Source organism: Myceligenerans cantabricum (assembly GCF_054777735.1).
Window position 1 is genome coordinate 330,614 of record NZ_BAAHAJ010000004.1, and the last position, 20,601, is coordinate 351,214.

Annotated in this window: 18 protein-coding genes; 6 read left to right on the plus strand and 12 right to left on the minus strand. The window is 74.4% G+C overall.

Annotation, left to right across the window (positions count from 1 at the left end):
- Positions 1 to 62: 62 nt before the first annotated feature.
- The 5 genes from ACYU96_RS03900 to ACYU96_RS03920 form a co-directional block, all read right to left on the minus strand.
- Positions 63 to 1,283: a glycosyltransferase family 4 protein gene (locus ACYU96_RS03900; protein ID WP_460749230.1), complete on the minus strand. Its 1,221-nt coding sequence runs from the start codon at positions 1,281 to 1,283 to the stop codon at positions 63 to 65.
- Between the two features lie 186 nt (positions 1,284 to 1,469).
- Positions 1,470 to 2,822: a molybdopterin molybdotransferase MoeA gene (locus ACYU96_RS03905; protein WP_460749232.1), complete on the minus strand. Its 1,353-nt coding sequence runs from the start codon at positions 2,820 to 2,822 to the stop codon at positions 1,470 to 1,472.
- A 41-nt stretch (positions 2,823 to 2,863) separates the two neighbouring features.
- On the minus strand, positions 2,864 to 3,343 hold the full coding sequence (locus ACYU96_RS03910) for a dsRBD fold-containing protein (RefSeq protein WP_460749234.1): 480 nt from the start codon (positions 3,341 to 3,343) through the stop codon (positions 2,864 to 2,866).
- A gap of 162 nt (positions 3,344 to 3,505) precedes the next feature.
- On the minus strand, positions 3,506 to 4,702 hold the full coding sequence (locus ACYU96_RS03915; protein ID WP_460749672.1) for a glycosyltransferase: 1,197 nt from the start codon (positions 4,700 to 4,702) through the stop codon (positions 3,506 to 3,508).
- 111 nt (positions 4,703 to 4,813) lie between these two features.
- The gene (locus ACYU96_RS03920) at positions 4,814 to 5,767 is read right to left on the minus strand and encodes a hypothetical protein (RefSeq protein ID WP_460749235.1); all 954 of its coding nucleotides are present in this window, start codon (positions 5,765 to 5,767) and stop codon (positions 4,814 to 4,816) included.
- 148 nt (positions 5,768 to 5,915) lie between these two features.
- On the opposite strand from ACYU96_RS03920, the gene ACYU96_RS03925 reads away from it, so the two are divergent.
- On the plus strand, positions 5,916 to 6,896 hold the full coding sequence (locus ACYU96_RS03925; protein ID WP_460749237.1) for an alpha/beta fold hydrolase: 981 nt from the start codon (positions 5,916 to 5,918) through the stop codon (positions 6,894 to 6,896).
- 28 nt (positions 6,897 to 6,924) lie between these two features.
- On the opposite strand, the gene ACYU96_RS03930 is transcribed toward ACYU96_RS03925, so the two are convergent.
- The 3 genes from ACYU96_RS03930 to ACYU96_RS03940 all read right to left on the minus strand — a co-directional run bounded on the left by ACYU96_RS03930 (position 6,925) and on the right by ACYU96_RS03940 (position 10,413).
- Positions 6,925 to 8,250 (minus strand): dihydrolipoamide acetyltransferase family protein, encoded by a 1,326-nt coding sequence (locus ACYU96_RS03930; RefSeq protein WP_460749239.1) that lies wholly within the window; start codon positions 8,248 to 8,250, stop codon positions 6,925 to 6,927.
- A gap of 64 nt (positions 8,251 to 8,314) precedes the next feature.
- Entirely contained in the window at positions 8,315 to 9,301 is a 987-nt protein-coding gene (locus tag ACYU96_RS03935) for an alpha-ketoacid dehydrogenase subunit beta (protein WP_460749241.1), read from the minus strand.
- The gene (locus ACYU96_RS03940) at positions 9,298 to 10,413 is read right to left on the minus strand and encodes a thiamine pyrophosphate-dependent enzyme (RefSeq protein ID WP_460749243.1); all 1,116 of its coding nucleotides are present in this window, start codon (positions 10,411 to 10,413) and stop codon (positions 9,298 to 9,300) included. The genes ACYU96_RS03935 and ACYU96_RS03940 overlap by 4 nt, the downstream gene beginning before the upstream one ends.
- 131 nt (positions 10,414 to 10,544) lie before the next feature.
- On the opposite strand from ACYU96_RS03940, the gene ACYU96_RS03945 reads away from it, so the two are divergent.
- The 4 genes from ACYU96_RS03945 (at position 10,545) to ACYU96_RS03960 (ending at position 15,120) form a co-directional block, all read left to right on the plus strand.
- Positions 10,545 to 11,018: an Lrp/AsnC family transcriptional regulator gene (locus ACYU96_RS03945; RefSeq protein ID WP_460749244.1), complete on the plus strand. Its 474-nt coding sequence runs from the start codon at positions 10,545 to 10,547 to the stop codon at positions 11,016 to 11,018.
- A 188-nt stretch (positions 11,019 to 11,206) separates the two neighbouring features.
- The gene (locus tag ACYU96_RS03950) at positions 11,207 to 12,229 is read left to right on the plus strand and encodes a polysaccharide deacetylase family protein (protein ID WP_460749246.1); all 1,023 of its coding nucleotides are present in this window, start codon (positions 11,207 to 11,209) and stop codon (positions 12,227 to 12,229) included.
- A 212-nt stretch (positions 12,230 to 12,441) separates the two neighbouring features.
- Complete coding sequence (locus tag ACYU96_RS03955; protein WP_460749248.1) at positions 12,442 to 13,437, plus strand: LacI family DNA-binding transcriptional regulator; 996 nt, start codon at positions 12,442 to 12,444, stop codon at positions 13,435 to 13,437.
- Positions 13,438 to 13,713: 276 nt separating this feature from the next.
- Entirely contained in the window at positions 13,714 to 15,120 is a 1,407-nt protein-coding gene (locus ACYU96_RS03960; protein ID WP_460749249.1) for a hypothetical protein, read from the plus strand.
- Positions 15,121 to 15,265: 145 nt separating this feature from the next.
- Here ACYU96_RS03960 and ACYU96_RS03965 read toward each other — a convergent pair whose 3' ends face one another.
- From ACYU96_RS03965 to ACYU96_RS03980, 4 genes are read right to left on the minus strand one after another with little or no spacing between them, the layout of a single operon-like run.
- Entirely contained in the window at positions 15,266 to 16,870 is a 1,605-nt protein-coding gene (locus ACYU96_RS03965) for a peptide chain release factor 3 (protein WP_460749251.1), read from the minus strand.
- A 43-nt stretch (positions 16,871 to 16,913) separates the two neighbouring features.
- Entirely contained in the window at positions 16,914 to 17,579 is a 666-nt protein-coding gene (locus ACYU96_RS03970; protein ID WP_460749253.1) for a response regulator, read from the minus strand.
- On the minus strand, positions 17,576 to 18,844 hold the full coding sequence (locus ACYU96_RS03975) for a sensor histidine kinase (RefSeq protein WP_460749255.1): 1,269 nt from the start codon (positions 18,842 to 18,844) through the stop codon (positions 17,576 to 17,578). Before ACYU96_RS03975 ends, ACYU96_RS03970 begins: the two co-directional genes overlap by 4 nt.
- A complete protein-coding gene (locus ACYU96_RS03980; RefSeq protein ID WP_460749257.1) occupies positions 18,841 to 19,746 on the minus strand; it encodes a lysostaphin resistance A-like protein in 906 nt (301 codons plus the stop codon). The genes ACYU96_RS03975 and ACYU96_RS03980 overlap by 4 nt, the downstream gene beginning before the upstream one ends.
- 293 nt (positions 19,747 to 20,039) lie before the next feature.
- On the opposite strand from ACYU96_RS03980, the gene ACYU96_RS03985 reads away from it, so the two are divergent.
- A complete protein-coding gene (locus tag ACYU96_RS03985; protein ID WP_460749259.1) occupies positions 20,040 to 20,585 on the plus strand; it encodes a hypothetical protein in 546 nt (181 codons plus the stop codon).
- Positions 20,586 to 20,601: the final 16 nt, after the last annotated feature.

The window sequence follows — 20,601 nt, forward strand, 5'->3', positions numbered from 1 at the left end:
CGGAGACGTGGTCCACCCGTCCCTGAGCCGGCCACTCGGGCCGCGCGGGCCGCGTCGGGCGGTCAGCCCGAGCGGCCCGTACGGGAGCCGCGCCGGATCGCGCGGCCGTACAGCCCGGTCATCCGGCGGGCATGTGTCTCGGGCGCGAACTCGACGCGAGCCTGCTCGGTGGCGCGGGACGCGGCGAGCACCCGGTCCGGATGCCCGGCGAGGTCGACCAGCGCGGCGGCCATCCCCGCCTCGTCCTGCGGGACCCGGATGCCCGGCCCGGACAGCCCTTCGCCGAGCGCCGGGTCGCAGTAGAGGACGCCGCGGCCGGCCGTGACGGCCTCGACGATCGTCATCGGCTGGTTGTCGAAGCCGTAGGAGGTCAGCGCCGCGAGGTGGGCCTCGGCGAGGAGAGCGGGTATCCGGTCGCGGTCCTGGCGGCCGAGGAGGTCGAGGTCCGCGCCCGCGACGATCCGCCGGGCCTCGGCGAGCTGGCTGCCGTCGCCGACGACGACGGCGTGCAACCGTCCCGGACCCAGCTCCCGCTGCGCGGCGACGACCGCCCGGACGAACGGCAGGATCCGCTTCTCCGGTTCGCACCGCCCGATCCAGACCAGCCGCAGCGGCCCGCCGACGCGGTCCAGCGCCCGCCCCGCGTCCCCCGAGGCCGTGACGGTGTTGGGCACGACGGCGACACGGGGCAGCCCCGCATCCCGGAGCCGTTCGGCCTGGTGAGCCGAGGGAGAGACCACCTCGTCGACCTCGCGTGCCACGGTGAGGGTCATGTTGCGCAGCGCGCTGTCGGCCGGCCGGCCAGCCAGCCGGGCGCGCGCCGGACGCAGCCGGGTGATCCAGCGGTGAAAGCCCCGGACGAGCCCGGCGACCAGCCGCTGCGGCCGGGCCGTGGTCTGCCAGAAGAAGGTGTGCACCGTGTGCACGACGGGGATCCCGAGGTCACGGGCGACGCCGACCGCCGCCGCTGCCACGCCGAACTCGGAGTGGAGCTGGACCACCTGGATCCCGCGGCCGGCGAAGATAGCGGCCAGCCGGCGCCGCAGCGGCTCCGAGCTCCGGACCACCGGCAGGTCCAGCCCGGGCAGCACCCACCGCGCCGGCACCTGCTCGTAGGCGACGTCGCCGCCCAGGCCGACCCGCGCCACCGCTGCCGGCGACGACGGCGACACCACGACCACCTCGGCGCCGTGCGCGGCGAGCGCCGCGACCTGCTCGACCAGCGCGGTCTGCGCCCCGCCGACGTAGTCCAGCGCGTAGTCGCAGACCACCGCGACCCTCACCCCGACCGATCCCACGAGCACCACCCTCCAAGGAACTGCGCCATACCACGGGTGATCGGTCTTTCGGTGAGTGATCGACAGTTTGAACTGCCGATCACTCACCGAAAGACCGACCGGGCTCGTGGTCGGTCCTGCGCTGACCGACGGCCCGCCCGAGCGACGTCCCAGTCTGGCAGATCGCCGCCGTCACAACGGCAGCACCATGACCTCGTCGCCCGCGCGCAGCCCGGTGGCGTCGGCCGGTACGTCGATCAGCACGTCGGCGGCCGCCATCGACGCGACGAGGTGCGACCCCGCCCCACCGACGACGTCGACCCCGGGCAACCCGGCCCCGTCTCCGGGGGACCCGGGCCCCGGGGCGTCACGCCTCCGGCCCCGCAGGAACTGCCGCTTCCCGGGCGGGGAGGCGAGGCCGCCGTCGGGCAGCCCGGCGGGTCCGAGGACCGCCCGCAGCACCGGGGCCGGGGGCAGTCCGCCGGCACGGCGCAGCGGGTCGCGCAGGAACACGACGAACGACACCTGGGTGCTCACCGGGTTCCCGGGGAACGTCAGCACCGGCGTCCCGCCCAGCCGTCCGAGGCCCTGCGGCCCGCCGGGCTGCATCGCCACGGACCGGAAGACGATGTCGGTCAGCACGTCCTTGACCACCTCGTGCGCCCCCTGGCTCACGCCGCCCGACGTGATCACCAGGTCCGCCGACGCCGCCGCCCGGCCCAGCGTCTCGCGCGCGGCGTCCTCGTCGTCGCCGACACGTGCGACGTCCGCGACCACGGCCCCCGCCGCCCGTACCGCGGCCGCGAGCGCCACGGCGTTCGCGTCCCAGATCTGCCCGGGGCCCGCGTTCTCGCCCGGCGCGACGAGCTCGCTCCCGGTCGACACGATCGCCACCCGCACCTGCCGCAGCACGCGCACCTCCCCGATCCCGCAGGCCGCGACGGCGGCCACATGGTGCGGCGCGAACCGCGTGCCGGCGGGCAGCACGAGGTCACCGGCGCCGACGTCGGACCCGGCCTCCCGCACGAAGTCCCCGGACGCCCGGGGCGCACGAACCCGCACGTCCCGTTCCGCGGAGCCGTGCGGCCGCAGGCCGTCCGGGACCGGGTCGGCCGGGGAGCGGTTGAACGTGCCGACGTCGGTGTCCTCCACGGGGACGACGGCGTCCGCACCGTCGGGCACGGGGGCACCGGTCATGATCCGTACCGCGGAGCCCGGGGCGAGGGGCGCGGGCCGGCCCGGACGGGCCGCGACCTCACCGGCCACGGGCAGCGTGACGGGTGCGCGGGCGGACGCCGCGGCGACGTCGGCGGCCCGCACCGCGAACCCGTCCATCTGGGAGTTGCGGAACCGGGGCAGGGGTCCGGGCGCGACGACGCCGGCGGCGAGCACCCGGCCGAGCGCCTCGTCGACGGGGACCGCGTCGACGCCGGGCGTCGTTGCCGGTCGGCCGCCTGCCTCTCCCCCGGGCCGCCCGCCGATCAGCTCCGCCAGCAGCCGTCCGACGTCGTCCCGATGCTGCTCGACGCTCACCTTGCTACGCACGCTCCGAACCTACCCCGCGCCGGGCCGGGTGCGCCCCGCCGTCACGCGTGGACGTGCGCCCGGTGGCCCACGGCGGCCGAGACCTCGTTCTCCGCGACCGCGAGGAGGCGGTCCGCCAGGCGGCGCAGGGCGCGCGCGGCGGCGATCTCGTCGCCGATCTCGGGCACCTCGGCGTCGGAGGGCGCCTTGCGGGCGTGCCCGACGGCGCGCACCTCGGGCAGGCCGCGGACCGTCGCCTCCGCCGTCGTGCTCCCCGAGGACTCGTTGAGCGTGATCTCCACCTGCCAGGTCAGCGTCCGGGGGCCGGGTGCGCCCTCGTCGGCCACGAACACCGGCTCGGAATGGTCGACGAACGCGTCCGTGCCGGGGTAGACGAGCGACTCCTCACCCGTGTCGGCCCAGCGCACGCGGTACGGCGGCGACCCGTCGCCGTGGGGGCAGCCGACGACGACGCCGTCCCGCGTGGCACCGCCGACGACACCCGCCGCCGTCACGATCCGGTCTCCCACTGCTGCTTTCATGGTTCTCTCCCCGTCGAGCGATCCTCTCCCCCATGATGCGCCCGCACCGCCGCACCCCGCAGCGTGGTCGGCACCTGGTGGTGGAGCCGGCGGCCGTTCGGGCTGCCGGTCCCCCGCCGAGACGCCGACCACGCTGCGGGGTGGCGGTGGCGGGCAGAAGGGTCAGACCGGCACCGGGACCATGCCCACGACCTTCTCGTACAGCGCCTCGAAGACACCCAGCGTGGCGCCCATCGTGTGGGCCTGGATCAGCTCGCGGCTCGCCGCCCCGTACCGCTCGCGCAGGGCGGCGTCGGTCAGGAGCGTGCGCAGGTGTCCGGCCAGCTCGCCGACGTCACCCGGCTGGAACAGCTCGCCGTTGCTGCCGGGCTTGACCAGGTGCGGCAGGGCCATCGCGTCGGCGGCGACCACCGGTAGCCGGGCCGCCATCGCCTCCATGGTCACGATGCTCTGGAGCTCGGCCACGCCTGGCATGCAGAACAGGTCGGCGGACGCGTAGGCGGTCAGCAGCTCGTCGTCGGACAGGAAGCCGCGGAACCGCACGCGGCCCGCCACACCGAGCTCGGCCGCGAGCGCCTCCCAGGCGGCGCGGCGTTCGCCGTCGCCCACCACGTCGAGGCGGGCGGGCACGTCGGGGGCGATCCGGGCGAACGCGCGGATCAGCTCGTCGACCCGCTTCTCCTGGTTGAGCCGGCCGACGAACAGCACGGTCGGCTCGTAGCGCCCGGGCGGGCCGGCGGGCGTCCCGTGACCTGCGGTGACGGCGGCCCGGGCGTGCTCGTAGGCCTCGGCGTCGATGCCGTTGGACACGGGGAACGCCCCGGTCAGGCCCGCGCGGCGGGTGATGAGGTCGACGGCGCGCGGCGTCGGCGCGGTGACGACGTCGGCCTGCGAGTAGACGCGGCCGAGGTCCCGGTACATCCACTCGGCGAACGTCTCGTGCATGGTCTCGGGGATCGGCAGGTAGCCCACGATGTTCTCGGGCATGAGGTGGTTGGTCGCCACGAGCGGCACACCGGTCCGCTTCGCGTTGCTCACGACGGCGCGTCCGAGCGACATGTGCCCGTTGGTGTGGACGACGTCGGGCCGCACCCGTTCGTACACGTCGCGCACCTCGGGTGCGGCCTCCCACGGGAGGCAGGCGCGCATGGAGTCGAGACCGGGCAGGCGCCGCGAGGTCACCCGGTGGACGACGACGCCGTCGCGCAGCTCGACGCCCGGGCTCCCGTCCGGGGAGGGGGCGACGACGTGCACCTCGTGGCCGCGAGCCGCAAGACCTGCGGTGAGCCGGTCGGCAAAGCGTGCGGCACCGTTGACGTCGGGTGCGAACGTCTCGGCACCGACGAGGATCCGGAGCATGTTCACGTGATTCTCCTGGGGTACAGCCCCGCTACGGGGGCGACGACCTGCACTGTTGCCTGCAACCGTCTAAGACGGACAGGACGGGCACTTGGTTGGGTGGACGGATGGTCAGGGACGGGGTACCGGGACGCGCTCGCGCTCGGCGCGGGCAGCCACGGCGTCGGGATGATGGTGGGCGAGCGTGAAGACGCCGGCGGTCGCGGTGAGGGCGGCGGCCCCGAGGAGGGCCCAGGCGCCGAGCGGCGTCTCCGACCCTTCACCGAGCAGGACGGCGCCCAGCACGACGGCGACCAGCGGGTCACCGACGGTCAGACAGGCGATGACGATCTCCGGAGCCCCGGCGTGGAACGCGTGCTGCACGAGCCAGGCGCCGACGAGAAACGCCACCAGCGCGCCGGCCACGCACCCCAGGACGAAGGGCGACAGGAGCCCTTCCTCACGGGCCGCCTGCGCGGTGACCCGGACGAGGGCGGACAGCAGGCCGTACGCCGCCGCCACCGCGGCCGCGAGGGCGAGGCAGCGCAGCGGGCCACGGCCCTGCCGGGCCATCCCGGCAGAGCCGAGCACGGCGACGAGCCCGGCCACGACGAGCCCCGCGGTGAGCGTCGCCATGGCCGACGGCGTCTCGGTGGTGGCCGACCCCACGGAGGCGACGACGAACACCGCCACGCCCCCGACGGTCAGGGCCGCGCCGACGAGCACCCCGCGCGACGGCACGGTGCGTGTCTTCCACGCCGACATCAGCACCGCCAGGGGGACCGCGAGGACCCCGACCGGCTGCACGACGCGCAGCGGCGCGAGCAGCAGCCCGACCCCGTTGACCACCGAGCCGACCGCGGCGAGGCCCGCACCCTGGAGCCAGCGCCTGCGACGCACGATCGCCAGGAGGTGGCGGGCGTCCAGACGCGGTCCAGGACTCCGGCCCGCAGCACGGGTGGCCTCGGCGCCGGGCACCGGGTCGTCCGGGTGCTCGGTGGTCGTCACGGCGTGATGCTGCAGCACCGACGCCGCGGCGAAGCACACGGCGCCGAAGAGCGTCAGGCCCACGGCGAGGAATGTCATGCGCCCATGATGTATGGCGTCACGGGCGCCGAACCATGGGGGTCTCCCCCTATTCATCGGGGGTTCACCCCCAACTTGACCTGGGGATTCCCAAAGGTCCCGACAAGGCTCGCCGGGAGGGCGGATCCACTGGCTAGGCTTCCCCGAGATGGCACGCGAACCGCACCCCTCCCCCTACGCGAAGCTGGTCGCCGAGACGCCCGTGACGCGTTCGGCCGTCACGATCCGTGGCGGCACCACTCACCTGTGGCACTACGGCGCCGCCGACGGCACGGCCGTGCCCGGCGCGGGCGGACACATGGTGCTGCTGCACGGGTTCCGTGGCGACCACCACGGGCTCGAGCCGATCGTGGCGCACCTCCTGAGGGTTTGCCCTGATCTTCGGGTCACCGTGCCGGACCTGCCGGGCTTCGGGGAGTCCCCGCCCCTGCCGGGCGTGCGGCACGACGTCGAGGGCTATGCCGCATGGGCGCGCGACCTGGTCCGGGAGGTGGTCCCGGGCGGCGGAGCACTGCTGGCGGGGCACTCGTTCGGCTCGGTGGTCGCCGCGGCGGCGATGAGCGAGGCACCGTCGGCGGGGAAGCCGACGGCCGGGCAGGTGGAGGCGTCGGGCGAGCCGGCGGCCGGAGTGCGGCGGCTCGTGCTGATCAATCCGATCCCGCGGCGGCCGCTGTCCGGGCGGGACGTGCCGTCCGTCGGGGCGACCGCCGTGCTGCACTCGCTGGCCGGGCGCCTGCCCGAGCGGGCCGGAGCCGGGGTCCTGCGGCACCCGCTGCTCACACGGGTCGCGAGCGTCGCCATGGTCCGCACGCCGGACCGGGCGCTACGCCGGTGGATCCACGAGGAGCACGGCCGGTACTTCGCCGGGTTCGCGACGCGCGCGTCCCTCCTGGAGGCGTTCCGGGCGTCGGTCACGGCGAGCGTCCGCGAGTCGGCGTCCGGCGTCGCCGTCCCGACGCTGCTGGTCGGTGGCGCCAAGGACGACCTGGCCCGGGCGCCGGACCAGCGGGACCTGGCCGGACTCTTCCGGGACGCCCGCCTGGTACTGATCCCGGACGTCGGCCACCTGACCCACTACGAGACCCCGGCGGCGGTGGCCGCCGAGATCGCCGCCTTCCTCGGGGCATAGGGCCGGCTCCGGCGCCACCGGGCCGGCCTCAGAGACGTTCGATCACCGAGATCGGGCTCTCCACCGCACCCGTCACCGCGCGGAGGAACCCCGCCGCCACGACACCGTCGCAGACGCGGTGGTCGAAGACGAAGCTCACCTGTGCGATCTTGCGCGGCACCACCTCACCGTCCACCACCCAGGGCCGGTCGATGATCCGTCCGACGCCCAGCATCGCCACCTGCGGGTGGTTGATGATCGGCGCGCTGCCGTCCACCCCCAGGCCGCCGTAGTTGTTCAGCGTGAACGTGCCCGCCGTGAGCTCCTCGCTCGTGGCTCCGCCCTCGCGGGTCCGCGTGACGAGGTCCCGGATCGCGGCGTCCAGACGCCCGGTGGTCATCCGCTCCGCGCCGAGCACCGCCGGGGCCACGAGCCCGCGCGCACCCTGCACCGCCAGGCCCAGGTTCACGCGGTCGAGCTGCACGATCTCGTCGCGCTCGGCGTCGAACCGCGCGTTCAGCACGGGGTGCTCGGCGAGCGCCGCCGTGACGAACCGTGCCAGGTACGCGAGCAGCCCGGGCCCGTCGGGCCGCGCGGCCCGCAGGCCGGTCAGGGCGGTGAAGTCGACGTCGACCCAGATCGTCGCCTCGGGGATCTCGGCCCGGCTGCGCGCCATCGCCGTCGCGGCTGCCTTCTGGAACCCGGTCAGGGGGATCCGCACCTCGCCGTCTCTGCGCGGTGCGGCGTCATCGGAGCCCGCCACGCCGGGGCGGGGCGCCTCACCGGCCGTGCCCGGCACCGACGGCTCGCGCGCGCCGTCCGCCGGCCCGTGCAGGTCCGCGGGGCCGCGCCGCTCCGCCCGGCGCGGGCCGCGAGCGAGCCGGCCGGGGTCCCGGGGACGGCGGTGCCGCCTCGGCCCGGCCGCCTCCGGGGCGCCACCCTGCGTCCCGTAGCCGACCAGCACGTTCCCGGACCCGGCGCGTTCCTCCTCCCGCAGGGTCGCGGCCGCCGACGTCGGCACCGGGGTGTCCGCGAGGTCCTCCGCGGTCGCGACCGGCGCGTCACCGGCCGCCTCGTCCGCGGCGTGCCGCACGGGCTCGCTCCCGGTGGTGTCCGGCGCGTCCGCGGCCACGGCCGCCTTGTCGCCGACCTCCAGGAGGGGCAGTCCGACCTCGAGGGTCTCGCCCTCGCTCGCGCACAGCCGCTCCACGACACCCGCGTACGGCGTCGGCACCTCCACGAGGGACTTCGCGGTCTCCACCTCGGCCACCGCCTGGTCGACGACGACGACGTCCCCCTCCGCGACGAGCCACGTGACGATCTCGGCCTCGGTGAGCCCCTCGCCCAGGTCGGGCAGGGCGAACGTCCTGGTCATGCGGTCTCCTCCGGCTCGTGGCACGCTCGGGCCCGGTCGGCTGTCGTGGTCGGGGCTCCGTCGCTCATGCGGCCTCCTCCCATCGGAGGTCGTCGACGGCGTCGAGGACGCGGTCCACGTCCGGCAGGTGCAGGCGTTCGAGCTTCGGTGGCGGGTACGGGACGTCGAGCCCGGTCACGCGCCGCACCGGCGCGGCGAGCGCGTCCCAGCAGCGTTCGGTGACGCGCGCGGCGATCTCCGAGGCGACGCTCACGAAGCCCGGCGCCTCGGCCACGACGACGGCGCGCCCGGTGGAGCGGACCGCCCGGCACACCGTCTCGTCGTCGAACGGCTGGATCGAGCGCACGTCCACCACCTGCAGGCTCCGTCCCTCGGCGGCCGCGGCGACCGCCGCGTCCAGCGCGACCGGGACGCTGGGCCCGTACGCGATCAGCGTCGCATCGGTCCCGGGCCGCCGCACCACCGCCCGCCCGACGGGCGCGACCGGCAGGTCGAGGTCCACCTCGTCGGCGCCGAAGTACAGCTTCTTCGGCTCCAGGAACACGACCGGGTCGTCCGACGCGATCGCCGCCCGCAGCAGCCCGTAGGCGTCCGCCGGGCCCGACGGCGTGACCACGTGCAGCCCGGGCGTGTGCGCGAAGTACGCCTCCGACGAGTCGCTGTGGTGCTCCACCCCGCCGATCCCGCCGGCGTACGGCACGCGGATCACCATCGGCAGCCCAAGCTGCCCGCGCGTGCGGTTGCGCATCTTCGCGACGTGGCTCGTGATCTGCTCGAACGCCGGGTACGCGAACGCGTCGAACTGCATCTCGACCACGGGTCGCACGCCGTTCATCGCCATGCCGACGGCGACGCCGACGATCCCGGCCTCGGCCAGCGGCGTGTCGAAGCAGCGGTCCTCGCCGAACTCGGCGGTGAGGCCGTCGGTGACGCGGAAGACGCCACCCAGGCGGCCGACGTCCTCCCCGAACACGGACACGCTCTCGTCCGCGGCCATCGCGTCGCGCAGGGCCCGGTTGAGGGCCTGGGCCATCGTGAGCTTCTCGTTCATCGCACCGCTCCCTCGGCGTCGCGGGCGGACTCGTCCGCGAGCATCGCCTGCTGCTCGCGGAGCTGCGGGGTGGGGACCGCGTAGACGTGGGCGAACAGCTCGCCCGGATCGTGCGGGACGTCGGTGCCGAGCCCTTCGCGCATCCGGTCCGCCAGGTGCTCGGCGTCGGCGGCGAACGCGGCGAGACGCGCGTCGTCGACGGCGCCGGCGTCGGCGAGGTAGGTGCGCAGGCGGTCGATCGGGTCGCGGCGGGACCAGGCGGTGACCTCGTCGGCCTCCCGGTAGCGGGTGGCGTCGTCGGCGTTGGTGTGGGCCTGCATGCGGTAGGTGTGCGCCTCGACGAGGCGCGGGCCGCCGCCCGCGCGGGCGGCGGCGACGGCGGCACCGAGCACCGCGAGGAGGGCGGCGGCGTCGTTCCCGTCGACGCGCTCGCCGGGGATGCCGTACCCGGCGCCCTTGTGCGCGAGGGACGGCGCGGCGGTCTGCCGCGACAGGGGCACGGAGATGGCGAAGGTGTTGTTCTGCACCAGGAACACGACGGGCGCCTGCAGCACGGCCGCGAAGTTGAGCGCCTCGTGGAAGTCACCCTCGCTGGTGCCGCCGTCGCCGCACAGGGCGAGCACCACCGTGTCCTCGCCGCGCAGCCGGGCGGCGTGCGCGACGCCGACCGCGTGCGGGAGCTGGGTGGCCAGCGGTGTCGTCAGCGGCGCGACGTGGTGGGCGGCCACGTCCCAGCCGTGGTGCCACTCGCCGGACAGCAGGGTGAGCGTCTCGACGGGGTCGACGCCGCGCGTCACGACGGCCGCGGTGTCACGGTAGGTGGGGAAGAGCCAGTCGCCGTCGGACAGCACCTGCGCGGCCGCGACCTGGCAGGCCTCCTGTCCGTGCGACGACGGGTACACGGCGAGGCGGCCCTGGCGGACCAGGGCGTGCGCCTGGTCGTTGAACCGCCGGGCGGTGATCATCGCGCCGAGGGCGGCGACGAGGTCGGATGTCGGTGGGAAGGCCGGCGTCACAGCGGCGTCGCCCCCGGGGGTGACCGGAGCACCGTCGCTGTCGATCAGGGTCACCGGCTCCGTCGCCGGCAGCAGACCCTCTGGATCAGGTCTCATGCCGCGATTCTCCGTCGGAGAGCCATCTGGTTGCCATCACCTGGCAAAGATCGAGAGGATGTGTCGGAGCGCGGGCAGATCGGGAGCCGATCGTCCAACCCTGCGCGCGCGACGGAGCGGAGGCGAGACGGGTGGCACTCGACAGCACGGACGAACGCATCCTGGACGCGCTGCGCCACGACGGGCGCATGTCGATGCGCGCGCTGGCCGAGGCGTTGCACATCTCGCGGGCGAACGCGTACGCGCGCACGCGACGGCTCCGGAGCGACGGAGTGATCCGGGGCTTCCATGCCGACATCGACCCGGTCGCAGCGGGCATGGCGACGTCGGCGTACGTGACGCTCAACCTGGAGCAGACGCAGTGGCGCAACATCCGGGCGCGGCTCGAGGCGATGCCCGGGGTGGCGCACTTCGCCCTGGTGGGCGGCGAGTTCGACGTCGTCATGCTCGTGCGGGCGCGAGACAACGGGGACCTGCGGCGCATCGTGCTCGACGAGATCCAGGGCATGGAGGGCGTGCTGAGCACCCGGACGCTGCTCGTGTTCGAGGAGACCGAGCCGCAGTACGGGGACCCCGGCACCCTCCCCGGCTCGCGGCCGGAGTAGCCGCTCGCACCGCGGTCCGATGACGGGCCGGCGTCGTCGCCGGCTCGCGGCAGCCCCACGGGCGCGGGCCCGGCGGCCGCAGACTGTTGCCCGGTTAAACGCTTGACCACTGTCCAGGCTCTTGACCTGCGCGGACCGCCGTCCAACACTGTCAGGAAATCGTCCCGTCGCACGAGGGAGTGCACCCCATGTCGAAATCGTTTACCAAGTGGGCCACGCGCCGCAGGAGCCGTCTCACCCGGGTCCTGGCCGCGGCCGGTGCCGCGGCCGCCGTCGTCCTGACCGGTGTCGCCGCCGCCCCCGCGGCCAGCGCCGCCGACTGCTCCGGCGGCTACGTCGCCCTCACCTTCGACGACGGGCCCAACGGCGGCACCAGCCAGCAGCTCATCAGCGCGCTGAACCAGGCCGGCGCCACCGGCACGGTCTTCCCGACCGGACAGAACGCGCAGGCGAACCCGGGCCTCATGCAGGCGTACGCCGCGGCCGGGCTGCAGATCGGGAACCACTCCTGGGACCACCCGTACCTCACGCAGCTGAGCCAGGCGCAGGTGCAGCAGCAGCTGTCGAGCACGCAGAACGCCATCCAGCAGACCTCGGGCGTCACCCCGCAGGTCTTCCGACCTCCGTACGGCGCCACCAACGGGACGGTGCAGCAGGTGGCGTCGTCCCTCGGCATGACGCAGATCATCTGGGACGTCGACTCCCAGGACTACAACGGCGTCGGCACCGACCAGATCCGGCAGGCCGCGCGGCAGCTGAACGCCGGCGGGACCATCCTCATGCACGACTGGCCGCAGAACACGGTGCAGGCGGTGCCGGGCATCGTCCAGGACCTCGCGGCCCGCAACCTGTGCACCGGCCACATCTCGCCCAGCACCGGCCGGGCCGTCGCCCCGGCCGGCGGCGGCCAGCCCGGCGACGGCGGGGGCGACCCGGGCAACGGTGACGGGACCTGCTCGGTCACCATCACCCCGGGCCAGCAGTGGGGCGACCGCTTCAACACCACCTTCGCGGTGAGCGGCACGGACGGCTGGCGGGTCACGATCACCACGGGCCCGGGCCAGCAGCTGCAGAACTCCTGGAACGCGTCCGTGAACGGGTCGTCGGGGACCCTGACCGCCACCCCGAACGGCAACGGCAACACGTTCGGGATCACGCTCTACTCGAACGGGAGCTCGACGCCCCCGACGGCGAGCTGCGCCACGGCCTGACCGGCACCGGATCGGGCACCGTGCACCGGCTCGGGGTCGACCCGCACGTCGACGGGGCATCGTCCCGCTCGCAGGGCCGACGTCGAGCCGGTACGGTCCGGCGCTCGCCTCGATGTCGCCGCCGTCTCGCGGCCGACGGCGCGTCCCGGTGTGCGCGCACCGGGTGCGGCCTGGCAGAGTGACCCGTCGTGGGTAGAGGACGAGCCGCCACGATGACCGACGTGGCCCGGGCTGCCGGCGTCTCGGTGATGACGGTGTCGAACGTGCTCAACGGGCGGTCGAACGTCGGCGCCGACACCCGGCTGCGCGTGCTCGAGGTCGTCGACGAGCTCGGGTACGAGATCAACCTGACCGCGCAGCGGCTGCGATCGGGCCGGACCAGCACGATCGGCCTCATCGTGCCGCGGTTCGACCAGTCCTACTACGGCGATCTCGCGGCCAGGATCGCGCAGAGCCTGGAGCCCGACGGCATGCACCTCGTCGTCGAGCAGTCCGGCGCGAGCCGCGAACGGGAGCTCTCCGCGCTGTCGCTCGCCCGGCTGCAGCAGTACGACGGCATCCTGCTCAGCGCCGTGGGGCTGGAGTTCGCCGACCTCGACCGGATCCACCCCGACGTGCCGATCGTCCTGCTCGGCGAGCAGGCCGTGCCGGACCGCTACCACCGCGTCCGGATGGGCAACGCCGAGGGGGCGCGGCTCGCCACGGAGCATCTCCTGGCGTGCGGCGCGCGCCGCATCGCGGTGCTGGGCGGGAGACTGTCCGCGTCGCACCCCGACATGGCGACGTTCCGTGCCGACGGGTGGGCAGACGCCCTGCACCGAGCGGGGGCGGACCAGGAGCCCGGCCTGGTGATCCCCCTGAGCACCTACTCGATCGCGGAAGCGCGGGCGGCGATCACCGAGGCCGTCGAGGCAGGACTGGAGCTCGACGGCGTCTTCGCCGTCACGGACGAGGCCGCGATCGGGGCGATCGCGGGGCTGCACGACGCCGGCCTGCGGGTGCCCGACGACGTCCAGGTGGCGGGCTTCGACAACCTGCACCTCGCGGAGCACCTGGTACCGGGGCTGACGACGGTCGACCCCGACCACGAGGGGATGGCGTCCGAGGCGCTGCGCCTTCTGCGGCGCCAGATGGCGGACCCGAGGTCGGAGGCGGAGCACGTCGTCAGCCAGGTGACCCTGATCGCCCGCGGCACGACCCGGTCCTGACGTCCACGAGAGCAGGACGAGCCACCGATCAGGGATGCCCGGTCGATGACCGGTCACGAGCGGCGCCCGGACGGCGCCCGGACGGTGTCACGACAGCATCTTTGCTGGTCACGAAGATCGGTCGCGGCACTGCGCCCGGACAGGCAGCAGAAGTACCCAATCTCGACATTCACCCAGGTCGAGGAAAGCCGGGCACATCCGCCCAGGGCGGTGACCATCGGATTGTTGGACAACCGTCCAACTCGGGTACTCTCGCCCGCAGCAGCCTGCGGAGGAGTGACATTGCTGAACGAGATCAACAGGTCCCAGGGACCTAGGCCGGTCGGCCGAACGCTCACGGAGCGGCTCGCGGGTGTCTTGTCCGAGCTGTCCGACGAGGAGTACTACGTCCTGCGGAGCCGTGCCCTTGCCCGGCGCCCGACGTCGTACACGAGCCTCGCGGACGAGCTCGGCATCGGCGAGCGCGACGTCGTCGCCCTCGAACGTCGTGCGACCGTGCGCATCACCAACGCGTCGCGCGGGTCGGACCGCGATGCCCTCGCCGACGCGATGAACCAGCAGAACAGCACCATCGCGCTCGCCACGCTCCTCCCCCAGCACCCCGTGCTCACCGAGACCGTCCCCCGCACCAACCTGCCCGTGTGGGCGTTCCTGGTGCAGACGCTCGGCCTCGACGGGACGACGCCGGGCGAGGCCGCGACGCAGGCGGGGAGGCAGGGCGCGCCGGGGGCCGCCGTCAGGAAGCGGACCGGTCGCCCGACCCATCCCCGGCCGACACCCGCGGTGCTCCCTCCCGCGGGTCCGGGCGGCGCCGTGCGGCCCGCGTGGACGGCATGGTTCCCGTGGCTGATCACGCTCGACCTCGCCGGCGACGGGCGCAAGACCTCCTCGTGGGACTTCGAGCCGCAGGCCCGTGGCCGGCTGCGGCACCAGGTGAACGCGCTGACCACGATCATCACCGAGCGGCTGCCCGCCGCCCCGGTCGGGGTCATCTTCCCGGCGATCGCCTCCGACGACAGCATGACCGACCTCGAGATCCCCGAGAGCCACACGGACCGGTTCCGCGAGGCGGGGATCGCCCGCTTCGGGGACCTGGCCGAACGCACCATCGCCGAGCTGCGGTTCCTGCCGCACTACGGCGCCAAGACGCTCAGCACGCTCGTGCAGCGGATGGTCTACCGCTCGCTGCAGCACCCCGCGCCCGAGGGGACGCCCGCCACGCCCGCCGCCGAGCTCCTGGAGCGCCCGCTGAACGAGCGCCTCGACTCGACGCTCCGATACCTCGACGAGCGCGCACGGGTGATCCTCACCGCGCGCCGGTTCGCCGAGCCGCCGGTCAGGCTGCAGGATCTCGCGGACCGGTTCGAGATCTCGAACATGCACGCGCAGCAGATCGACAGCCGTTCCGCGACGCTGGTGCGCAGCACGCTGATGAGCCCCACGCTCCAGGCCGCGATCGACGAGCACCTGCCGGCCCCGAACGGGCGGATGCGGGTCGACGCGCTCGTCGCGCAGGTCCCGGTGCTCGGCAAGGTGGTCCCGGCCGCCGCGGGCCAGCCGGCCTGGCGGGTGCTCGACGGCCTCGGCGGCCTCTTCGAGGTGACCGACGGAGAGGCCCGGCGCGCCTCGTCGAACCGCAAGCGGTCGGCGAACCCGCCGGTCCCCACCCGCCGGACGGCCTGAGCACCTGTCGGCGTAGCGCCCGGCGCTGCTCCCCGGGACGTGGTCGGTCCTTCGGTGAGCGATCGGTCGTTCAACTGACCGATCGCTCACCGAAGGACCGACCGCGTCCCTCGTCCCGCGCGCCGGGCCACGGCGCGCGGACCGCTCAGTCGGCCCCGGCGACCAGGGGCGTCAGCGTCAGGTCCGGCTTCTCGCGCTGCAGGCCGCGCATCCGCCAGACGTCGCGGAACAGCGCGAGCAGCGTGCCGTCGTCGCGCCGCGCGATCTCCGCGCCCATCGCTGCGGCGACGGTCGGCGCGTCGTCGGCCGACACGAGCCGGGCCACCGACAGGTCCAGGTGCTCCAGCACCATCGGCGCCGAGAACTCGTGCTCCATACGGAACGTGGCGACCTCGAACTGCAGCGGCCCGACGGCCGCCAGGATCGGGGTCGCGTCCCCGCGCAGCTCGCTGACCAGGTACTGCACCACGCCCTCCTGCTGGAGCTGTGCGATGCCCTTGCGGAACTTCTTCGACTGCCCCGGATCCTTGACACGCGCCAGCGCGAAGTGCTCCGGCGCGAACGCCGGCATCGGCGGGAACCGGACGGCGGGCCCCTCCGGCGCGTAGAGCGAGTCCCCGACGGCGAGCGTGCTCGCGTTCACCAGGCCGACGACGTCACCGGGGAACGCCTCCTCCACGGTCTCCCGGTCCCGGCCGAAGACCTGGAGCGCGTACTTCGTGGCGAACGGGCGGCCCGAACGCTCATGGGTGACGGTCATGCCGCGCTCGAACCGCCCGGAGCACACGCGCAGGAAGGCGACGTGGTCGCGGTGCTTCGGGTCCATCCCGGCCTGCATCTTGAACACGAAGCCGCTGAACGGGGCGTCCACGGGGCGGGTCGGCAGGTTCTCGCCGTCGCCGCCCGACGACGGTGTCCCGGCGCCTCGCACGTCCGGCCGGGCCGACGGCGCCGGGGCGAGCTCGACGATCGTGTCGAGCAGCTGGCGTACGCCGATGTTGGACAGCGCCGCGCCGAACAGCAGCGGCGTCGTGCGTCCCGCGAGGAACGACTCCCGGTCCACGGCGTCCAGGAGGCCCGCGCCGTCGGTGGCGTCCTCGTAGTCGGCGGCGAGCCGGTCGCGGGCCGTCCTCGCGTCCAGCCGCTCCTCCAGGGCGAGGCTGGCGCCGCCGGGCGCGCGCTCGTACGTGTGCACGTCGCCGGACGCGACGTCGAGCAGCCCGAGGAACCGTCCCGCCTCGCCGACAGGCCAGGTCAGCGGCGTCGGCGGGAGGCCGATGCGCTCGGCGAGCTCGTCGCAGAGCTCCAGCGTCTCCAGGCCGGGGCGGTCCCACTTGTTGACCATGGTGATGACGGGGACGCCGCGGCGACGGCAGACCTCGAACAGCTTGAGCGTCTGGGGCTCGAGGCCCTTGGCGGCGTCGAGCAGCATGACGGCGGCGTCGACGGCGGTCAGGACGCGGTACGTGTCCTCGGAGAAGTCCGCGTGGCCGGGCGTGTCGAGCAGGTTGATGGTCACGTCGCCGTACTCGAGCTGGAGCGCCGCGGACGTGATGGAGATGCCGCGCTTCTGCTCCATCTCCATCCAGTCGGAGACGACGCCGGACCGGTCGCCCTTGCCGTGCACGGCACCGGCAGTCTCGATCGCGCGGGCGTGCAGGGCCAGCGCCTCCGTGAGCGTCGACTTGCCCGCGTCGGGGTGGGAGATGACGGCGATGCTGCGGCGCCGGGCTGCCTGGAGCAGCACCATGTTTTCCTCCTTCACGAACACCGGGGTCGGGGCTCACCCTACGTCAGAACGTTTCGACCAGACCGTGGCGGTACGCGTGGACGACCGCCTGGACGCGGTCGCGGAGGCCCAGCTTCGCCAGGATGCGTGAGACGAAGGTCTTGACGGTCTCCTGGCTGATCACGAGGGCCGCGGCGATCTCGCTGTTGGAGAGCCCGTCCGCGATGAGGCGAAGCACCTCCAGCTCGCGCGGGGTCAGCGGGGTGTCGCCGGTGCCGGCGCCGGCCGGCCGGATCCGGGCGGCGTACCTGCCGACGAGCTGCGCCGTCACGTCCGGGTCGAGCAGGGCCGCGCCCGCGGCCACCGTCCGGATGCCGTGCAGCAGCTGGGCCGGTGGAGCGTCCTTGAGCAGGAACCCGCTCGCGCCGGCGCGCAGCGCCTCGTAGACGTGCTCGTCCAGGTTGAACGTCGTGACGACCAGCACCTTGACGGGATGCGCCACCTCGGCGCCGGCCAGCAGCCGGGTCGCCTCGATGCCGTCGAGCACGGGCATGCGGACGTCCATGACGACGACGTCGGGCAGCAGGCACCCGGCGAGGTCCACGGCCGCGCGGCCGTCGCCGCACTCCCCCACGACCTCCAGGTCTGGCTGGGCGTCGATGATCGTCGACAGGCCGGTACGGATCATCACCTGGTCGTCACAGACCAGGACCTTGATCGGCGCGGTCACGAGGCGTCTCCCGCGGGGATGCGGGCGCGCACGGTGAACCCGCCGTCGTCCGCCGGCCCGGCGGTGAGCTCTCCGCCGAGGACACCGACGCGTGCGTGGAGACCGGGCAGCCCCCGCCCGCTCCCGCCGACGGCGGGCCGCCACGCCTGCCCGCCCTGCCCTGGCCGTGCGCCGGAGGCGCCGGTCTCGTCCGGGGTCCGGGCGTCCGCACCGCGCTCCCCGGGCGGCACGCCCGCGCCGTCCGTCCTGACCTGCACGACGACCTCCTGGCTGCGATGGTGCACCTCGACGCGGGTGGGACTGCCCGGGGCGTGCTTGAGCGCGTTCGTCAGCGCCTCCCGCACCACCCGGTGGACCACGAGCAGCGCGCGGCCGCCCGACTCGGCCGGCGTGCCCTCCTGCGTGAGCTCGACGGGCTGCCCGGCGCGGCGGGTCTGCTCCACGAGCGCGCCGAGGCTGTCGCCGGACGGCGTCCTGGCCCCGGCCCCCGTCCCGGTCCCGGTCCCGGTCCCGGTCCCGTGGCCAGGGTCGAGCAGGTCGAGCAGGTGCCGCAGGTCGGCGATGGCGAGCCGGCCGGTGTCGGTGATCCCGGTGAGCGTGTGGTCGAGCCGGTCGGGCGCGGACATGAGGTAGCGCGCGGCCTCCGCCTGGACCACCATCGCCGTCACGTGGTGGGTGACGACGTCGTGCAGCTCACGGGCGATGCGCGCGCGCTCCGCCGCGCGGGTGTCCACGGCGACGCGGCGTCGACGCTCGGCCTCGGCGGCGCGGGCGGAGCGCAGCCAGGCGCCGATGCCCCAGGCGAGGGCCAGCGCCAGGTAGAACGTCCCGAAGCCCTCGACCCCCTCGGTGGAGCCGCGGCGGTCCAGCGCGACCGCCAGCACGGCGTACTCCACGGTGAGCAGCAGGACGACGACCCGCCGCCCGCGCTCGAGGTGAGCTCCGGCACTCACGAGCGCGATGGTCATCGCGTTGCCCGAGAACGAGTGGTAGGCGCCGAGCTGATCGATGACGAAGCCGAACGACACCAGGAAGAGCGACACGCCGGGCCACCGCCGCCGCACGGCGAGCGGAAGGCACTCGAGAGCGACGGCGACGACGGCGGCCGCGTCGAACGGACGGGCGGCCAGCTCGCCGACGTGCGTGCCGTAGGAACGCGTCGCCGGCACGAACGACAGGGCGGCCGGCAGCAGCGCGAGCGGGAGGTCCCGGACGGTGACGTCGAGCCGTCGCCACGCCTCGAGGGCTCTCCGGCGGTCGATCACCCGGGAAGCGTACCGGCGTCGTCGGCCGCTTCCACCGGCCGGGTGCCGGGCTGCCCGTGCCCCGGACCGGCGTCGGCGGCGGGCACGGCGGGCTGCCTGCGGTCGCTGCGCCGGCGCGGCACCAGGTGCCCGCGGCGCCGGGCCACCAGCAGGAGCACGAGCGTGGCCAGTCCGCACCCGACCAGCGTGTACACGCTGCCCTCCGGGCCGAGGGCACCGCCGGTGACGAGCACCGGACCCGACGTCGAGGCGTCCAGCAGCCCCTGCGGGGTGTCGTTGCCCGACACCTCGGTACTGAAGATGCCGCCCGCCGCGAAGTTCCAGCCGAAGTGCACACCGATCGGCACCCACAGGTTGCGGGTCGCGATGTAGGCGGCCGCGAGCATGGTGCCGCCCGTGAGCCCGATGACGACGGCACCCCACCAGTCGGCGTTCGGGTTGAACAGGTGCCCCAGACCGAAGACCGCGCTGGTCACCACCAGGGCGACCCACGTGCCCGTCCACTCCTCCATCTTCCGGAACAGGACGCCGCGGAACAGCACCTCCTCGGTGGCCGCGGCGGCGGCCATGAAGCCGAACAGCCCCACCGCCCCCGGTACGGAGCCCAGGCCGTCCACCCGGTAGCTGCCGAGGAACGCGATGTTCGAGATCACGAACCCGAACAGGACGACACCCAGCAGCGTCCCGAGGACGAGCCGGCCCGCGGCGCCCTGGCGAGCCACCTCGGTCACCACGCGCCGCTCGGTCCACCGCACCACCAGCCCGTAGACGACGACGGAGAGCCCCGCGGCCGTCAGGCCCGCCACGAGCAGGAGCCAGGGGCTCCCCTCCAGCGCGAGCACGGCCCGGCCACCGGCGAAAGCCACCGCCACGGCGGCCACGAGCTGCCAGACGAACCTCATGAGCACTCCTTCGAACGGGCCCGCGGCCGGACGGTCGCGACTGCTGCCCGGAACACTACGAATCCGCCGCACCCGGCGTCGTCACCCTGGGGTGGACAGTTGCGCGTAGCTCTCCCGGGGGACGGCCCGGGAACCGGTCCGGTCCGCCCGCCTGGCCGACCGGCCCACGGCGCAGGGCCGAAGGTCCCGGCCGCGCGGGGCCGTCGACCCTGACGGGCACCCGTCCCGGAGCGCGAAGGTGGTCATACCGGGCCGGAGTCCCTCCGGCCAGGGACGGGACAGAGAGGGAGATCATGAGCAGCATCGCCATCGACCAGAACGCCCGGGTCGCCGAGCACGGCGGCCTCCTCACCGCCGGGCACGTCGCGAGGTACTCGTTCGCGGGGATCCGGCTGCTGCTGGCCTTCGAGTTCCTGTGGGCCTTCGGCGACAAGACCTTCGGCTGGGGGCTCGCCACGCCGCCCGAGGGCGCGTGGCTGAACGGGGGCTCGCCGACCGCGGGATACCTCGGCAGCCTCGAGGGCACCTACTCCGGCTTCTTCGGCGCGATGGCGGGCAACGCCGTCGTCGACTGGGTGTTCATGCTCGGCCTGCTGGGCATCGGCCTCGCCCTCGCGCTCGGCATCGGCATGCGGGTCGCGGCCGTGACCGGCGCCCTCCTGCTCCTGATGATGTGGCTGGCGTCGATGCCGCTCGCGGTGAACCCGTTCGTCGACGCCCACCTGGTGGACGCGCTCCTGCTGGTCGCCCTGGCAGCCGTCGCGGCGGGCGACACGCTCGGTCTGGGCCGCTGGTGGGCCGGCCTCGGCATCGTCCGGCGCGTCCCGGCGCTCCGCTGAACCTGACCAGGCCGGA

Excerpts from the sequence above, each read along its gene's own strand:
- ACYU96_RS03955 (WP_460749248.1), top strand. The coding sequence starts at position 12,442 with ATGACCGACGTGGCCCGGGCTGCCGGCGTCTCGGTGATGACGGTGTCG.
- ACYU96_RS03935 (WP_460749241.1), bottom strand. The coding sequence starts at position 9,301 with ATGAACGAGAAGCTCACGATGGCCCAGGCCCTCAACCGGGCCCTGCGC.
- ACYU96_RS03985 (WP_460749259.1), top strand. The coding sequence starts at position 20,040 with ATGAGCAGCATCGCCATCGACCAGAACGCCCGGGTCGCCGAGCACGGC.
- ACYU96_RS03910 (WP_460749234.1), bottom strand. The coding sequence starts at position 3,343 with ATGAAAGCAGCAGTGGGAGACCGGATCGTGACGGCGGCGGGTGTCGTC.
- ACYU96_RS03940 (WP_460749243.1), bottom strand. The coding sequence starts at position 10,413 with ATGAGACCTGATCCAGAGGGTCTGCTGCCGGCGACGGAGCCGGTGACC.
- ACYU96_RS03925 (WP_460749237.1), top strand. The coding sequence starts at position 5,916 with ATGGCACGCGAACCGCACCCCTCCCCCTACGCGAAGCTGGTCGCCGAG.
- ACYU96_RS03920 (WP_460749235.1), bottom strand. The coding sequence starts at position 5,767 with ATGACATTCCTCGCCGTGGGCCTGACGCTCTTCGGCGCCGTGTGCTTC.
- ACYU96_RS03980 (WP_460749257.1), bottom strand. The coding sequence starts at position 19,746 with ATGAGGTTCGTCTGGCAGCTCGTGGCCGCCGTGGCGGTGGCTTTCGCC.
- ACYU96_RS03930 (WP_460749239.1), bottom strand. The coding sequence starts at position 8,250 with ATGACCAGGACGTTCGCCCTGCCCGACCTGGGCGAGGGGCTCACCGAG.
- ACYU96_RS03915 (WP_460749672.1), bottom strand. The coding sequence starts at position 4,702 with ATGCTCCGGATCCTCGTCGGTGCCGAGACGTTCGCACCCGACGTCAAC.
- ACYU96_RS03950 (WP_460749246.1), top strand. The coding sequence starts at position 11,207 with ATGTCGAAATCGTTTACCAAGTGGGCCACGCGCCGCAGGAGCCGTCTC.
- ACYU96_RS03965 (WP_460749251.1), bottom strand. The coding sequence starts at position 16,870 with ATGGTGCTGCTCCAGGCAGCCCGGCGCCGCAGCATCGCCGTCATCTCC.